This window comes from Sodalis sp. (in: enterobacteria), from assembly GCF_051710625.1.
Taxonomy (GTDB): Bacteria; Pseudomonadota; Gammaproteobacteria; order Enterobacterales; family Enterobacteriaceae; genus JBPESN01.
Map to the genome: position 1 here is coordinate 1 of NZ_JBPESN010000051.1, position 4,435 is coordinate 4,435.

5 protein-coding genes, 1 other RNA gene and 2 pseudogenes are annotated in these 4,435 nt (G+C 58.7%); 4 read left to right on the forward strand and 4 right to left on the reverse strand.

What is annotated here, in order from left to right; genetic code table 11:
* The coding region (locus tag ACTBDU_RS11815) for a transposase (protein WP_438806581.1) at positions 1–207 on the reverse strand (207 nt) is incomplete at its 3' end.
* A 127-nt stretch (positions 208–334) separates the two neighbouring features.
* Here ACTBDU_RS11815 and ACTBDU_RS11820 point away from each other — a divergent pair.
* Together ACTBDU_RS11820 and ACTBDU_RS11825 are read left to right on the forward strand one after the other, a co-directional pair.
* Positions 335–772, forward strand: coding sequence for a DoxX family protein (locus ACTBDU_RS11820; RefSeq protein WP_438806582.1), 438 nt, complete (start codon positions 335–337; stop codon positions 770–772).
* Positions 773–936: 164 nt separating this feature from the next.
* A pseudogene (locus ACTBDU_RS11825) lies at positions 937–1,945 on the forward strand (glutathione S-transferase family protein).
* 34 nt (positions 1,946–1,979) lie between these two features.
* On the opposite strand, the pseudogene ACTBDU_RS11830 reads toward ACTBDU_RS11825, so the two are convergent.
* Positions 1,980–2,451, reverse strand: a pseudogene (locus tag ACTBDU_RS11830) (LysR substrate-binding domain-containing protein); the annotation flags it as partial.
* On the opposite strand from ACTBDU_RS11830, the gene ACTBDU_RS11835 reads away from it, so the two are divergent.
* A complete protein-coding gene (locus tag ACTBDU_RS11835; RefSeq protein ID WP_438806583.1) occupies positions 2,423–2,641 on the forward strand; it encodes a hypothetical protein in 219 nt (72 codons plus the stop codon). The pseudogene ACTBDU_RS11830 and the gene ACTBDU_RS11835 overlap by 29 nt on opposite strands.
* Positions 2,642–2,929: 288 nt before the next feature.
* Here the strand turns inward: ACTBDU_RS11835 and rnpB are convergent.
* Both rnpB and rsmI read right to left on the reverse strand, forming a co-directional pair.
* Positions 2,930–3,312: RNase P RNA component class A (rnpB, locus tag ACTBDU_RS11840), an RNA gene on the reverse strand.
* Between the two features lie 75 nt (positions 3,313–3,387).
* Entirely contained in the window at positions 3,388–4,254 is an 867-nt protein-coding gene (gene rsmI, locus ACTBDU_RS11845; protein WP_438806584.1) for a 16S rRNA (cytidine(1402)-2'-O)-methyltransferase, read from the reverse strand.
* On the opposite strand from rsmI, the gene ACTBDU_RS11850 reads away from it, so the two are divergent.
* The coding region (locus tag ACTBDU_RS11850) for a hypothetical protein (protein ID WP_438806585.1) at positions 4,254–4,435 on the forward strand (182 nt) is incomplete at its 3' end. The genes rsmI and ACTBDU_RS11850 overlap by 1 nt on opposite strands.

Below are 4,435 nucleotides of genomic sequence, written 5' to 3' on the forward strand. Positions count from 1 at the left end.
CTCACGTATTTCGATTTGTTCCGGGGTTATGGAAGAGGCTTTTGGCGTTTTCCCCTGTCGCTCATCACGCAGTTGTTTTACCCATTTCGTCATCGTAGAAAAACCGACGTCCATGGCTTTTGCTGCTTGTGCGGCGGTGTAATTTTGGTCGACAACCAGTTGAACGGATTCGCGTTTGAATTCAGGATTAAAATTTCTTCTTTTCATTGGTGCACCCGTGTTGTTCTGAAGTGAGCATATCAGCTCTGTTCAGGTGGCCAAATTCAGTGTGCCACTACATCTTTTCAAGCCCTGGCCGTGCGTCGCGCCGGCTGACCTAGTCAAAGAGAGAACCATGAAAAAATTAGATGATACAGCCCTGCTGGTGGCGCGTGTATTGATGCTTATGCTGTTTATAGTGGCCGGCTACGGCAAAGTGGGCGCCGGTTATGCCGCCACCCAGCAATACATGGCGGCGATAAGCGTGCCGGGCTTTTTACTGCCGTTGACGATCTTACTGGAAGTCGGCGGCGGCCTGGCTGTCCTGTTTGGTCCGTTTACCCGCAGCATAGCGCTCATCGCCGTGATATTTACGCTAATGACGGCGTTTATTTTTCATGCGGATTTTACCCAGGCGGGCAACCAGATTAACTTTATGAAAAACCTGACTATCGCCGGCGGCTATTTGCTATTGGCGGTAAGCGGCCCCGGCGCCTTCAGCCTGGATTACCTGTTGAAGAGAAAAGGAGCACCGCGGGTAACGGCGCCTTCCGCCGGTTCCAACGTGCGATGAGCGTTATCGCCCGGAACGCCGACGCGGTTCGCCGATTCGGGCAATCACCTGGCGCGACGGCCCAGAGCCGGCGCGCTCCTCCGGTTCAGGTAAGTCATCGGCGCGAGAGCCGGCAATAAATAAGCCGTCTGTACACGCAGTCGAGCAGCTTGACGTTGGAAGGAGTGAAGAGATGGGATTACTGGGTAGAGGGGCAGTGGCAGGACAAATGGTACGATACCGCCGCCAGCGGCGGACGTTTTCATCGCTCGGCGTCCCAATTCCGCCACTGGATTACCCCCGACGGAAGCGCCGGGCCGGAAGGACGCAGCGGCTTTCGCGCTGAAGCCGGCCGCTATCACCTTTACGTATCGCTGGCCTGCCCCTGGGCGCACCGAACCCTGCTGATGCGCCAGTTGAAAGGGCTGGACCTTTGATCCCGGTCTCGGTGGTCTATCCGCTCATGCTCGAGAACGGCTGGACCTTCAGCCGCGATTCCCCCGGCGCCACCGGCGATCCCCTGTTTGGTAAAGCCTTTCTATATCAACTTTATTTGCAGGCGGACGCCGGCTACAGCGGCCGCGTCACGGTACCGGTACTCTGGGATAAGCAGCAACAAACCATTGTCAGCAACGAATCGGCGGATATCCTGCGCATGTTCAACAGTGCGTTTGACGGCGCTGCTTTGTTGGCCGGCGACTATTATCCCGCCCATCTGCGTATACCGCCATTGATGAGATTAACGGCTGCGTGTATCCGCAGGTGAATAATGGCGTCTACCAAGCCGGCTTCCCACCCGTCAGGAGGCCGATGATGAAGCGGTAGAAAAGGTTTTCGCGGCATTGGCACGGTTGGAGACGCTCCTCCTCGGCCGGCATCGCTATCTGACGGGTCCCCCGCCTGACCGAAGCGGATTTACGGCTGTGGACTACGCTTATCCGCTTTGATGCGATTTATCACACCCACTTTAAATGCGATCATCAGCGCCTGAGCGACTATTTAAATTTATCGGGATTTCTGCGCGATATTTATCAGCTGCCGGGCGTGGCCGAAACGGTGGATTTTGCCCATACTCGCCACCATTATTTCCGCAGCCATCCGACGCTCAATCCCCACGGCATTATTTCTATCGGACCGCAGCAGGATCTTGGCGAGCCCCACGGCCGCGACGCAGTGTTTCGGCGTCGACGATGAATGATCCCCTGCTGCCTGGGACGGCCGCAGGACTTTAGCTGAACAGTTTGGGAATTTCGCGTAGAACCCAGGATTTGGCTTCCCCCATGCTGTCGCGGCGCCAGGCCAGGATGATATCGCTCCCGGCGCTGTACTCCGGACTTACCACCCGCAGTCGCCCGGCGGCGATATCCGCCTCCACCAGAGGATAAGGCATTGTCGCCACCCCCATCCCGGCGAGCAGCGCCTTGTGTTTATCCGCCATGGTACTCAACCGTCAGGCGCTGCTATTTATCCAGTAGCTGCACCGTCAGCACCGGCCGCTCCCGTGCGGTATCGCCATCGTCGATACCGCGATATTTGACGCGGGCAACCTCGGACAGCGACTCCGGTTCTTGATGAATGGGGTAGTCGGGGGTGGCGACGTAGACATTAAGCAAGCGGTACAGTTTGCGGCTGTTAATTTCCGACGACGCGCGAGAATGAAGATCCGGGGCAATGACGATATCGGCCCGCCCAGGCGTTAGCTACAGCGAGCACAATGTCGGCGCCGTGCCCCTGACCCGAGTGCAGCTATGGCTCGACGCCTGCCTCACGCGGGAAAATCCCGCCGTGCAATCGCTTACGCTGCCCGCTGCCGCCCACGTCTTGCCGGCCTCGCCGCAGGGCGAGCAGGGCAGCCTGCAATTGCGCCAGCAGGCGTGGACCCCAAGGTGACGCTCGCGGCGGGAGAAAGCCTGACGGTGCCGCTCAACGGCCGGCATGCTTATCTGCAATCGGTCTACGGTCAGGGGGAGATTGGCGGGCCGCAGGGCGCGCGCGGACGACTTTCCTGCGGCGCCCCGGCGCCTTTGTCTATGATGAGCAACCGCTTACGCTGCAAGCCGGCGCACCTTTGCGGGCGTTATTGATTGATTTGGCCGGCGACGACCGCCCGACATCCTAAGCCGGCGGATGCCGACGGCAAAAAACCCCGCGCCAGGATAGGGGACGGGGTTAACGCAAGAGTGGAGTTGACCGTTAAGCCGGGTTCTGTCTGTCGTGGACAGTCATCCATCTAGGCCAGCGCTCACGCGCTGGCTCAAGCAGCCTACCCGGGTTCAGTACGGGCCGTACCATGTGAACCCCTATTTGGCCTTGCTCCGGGTGGAGTTTACCGTGCCGCGAACTGTCACCAGCCGCGCGGTGCGCTCTTACCGCACCCTTTCACCCTTACCTGATCCCGCGTGCGCGGGCCATCGGCGGTTTGCTCTCTGTTGCACTTGTCGTGGGTTTGCACCCCCCAGGCGTTACCTGGCACCCTGCCCTATGGAGCCCGGACTTTCCTCCCCTCCACCTGTTTCCCCTTGCGGGGACGACGATGAAGCGGCGACTGTCTGGTCAACTCCGGGGCGGAGTATAGGGACTTTCCCGGCGCTTGTCATCTGCGATATGCGGCGCCAGGAACAGCTCAGCGCGCCGCGTTACGCTTTTTGTTGCCGATCGAGGCCATAGCGATATAGCGCATTCTTTTTTACACCGTGGATCTCCGCCGCCAGCGCCGCGGCTTTTTTCAGCGGCAGCTCGGCCTGCAATAGCGCTAAGGTGCGCAGGGCCTCGGGCGGCAGTACGTCGTCCGGCGCGTGATAGCCTTCGACGATAAGAACCATCTCGCCGCGGCGACGCTTCTCATCCTCCTGCACCCAGGCCAGAAGCTTAGCGACCGGCGCGCCATAAAGCGCCTCCCAGGTTTTAGTCAGCTCCCGCGCCAGCACCACATAGCGCAGCGGGCCCCAGGCGGTCGTCATATCTTCCAGGCTCTCCAGCAGCCGGTGAGTCGATTCGTAGAAAATCAGCGTACGCGGCTCCTGCGTCAGCACCTGGAGGAAATCGAGACGCGCTTTACGCTTCGCCGGCAGAAAGCCTTCATAGCAAAAACGATCGGACGGCAGCCCGGCGGCCGATAGCGCGGTGATGGCCGCACAGGCGCCCGGCAACGGCACCACGCGGATACCAGCCTCGCGGCAGCGGCGTACCAAGTGATAGCCTGGGTCGTTGATAAGCGGCGTGCCAGCGTCACTAACCAGCGCTATACTCTGTCCGTCTTGCAGCTTCGCCAGTAAAATATCTGCTTTTTGCTGTTCATTATGGTCGTGCAACGCGAATAGCCGCGCATTTATGGCAAAATATTGTAACAATAGACCGGTATGACGAGTATCCTCAGCAGCAATAAGATCAACGCCCTGCAGGACAGACAGCGCCCGCCGGGTGATGTCCTCCAGATTACCAATGGGAGTCGGTATTACATACAGCGTTGATGCGGAAATATCTGCTTGTTGGCGTTGATTCATTGTTTCATCCGGATTGTCTATTTAATATAGAGCATCTTAAAAAGAATATCACTGGATACAGTATGCTTTCCTCTTATGTATTGGGTTTTAAAACGGGACGTCTTCTTCCTGTCGTGCTGGCCTCGTTGATTCTGGCCGCCTGTACCGCCCAGGGCCCGGAAAGCCAAACCGGCCGCACGGC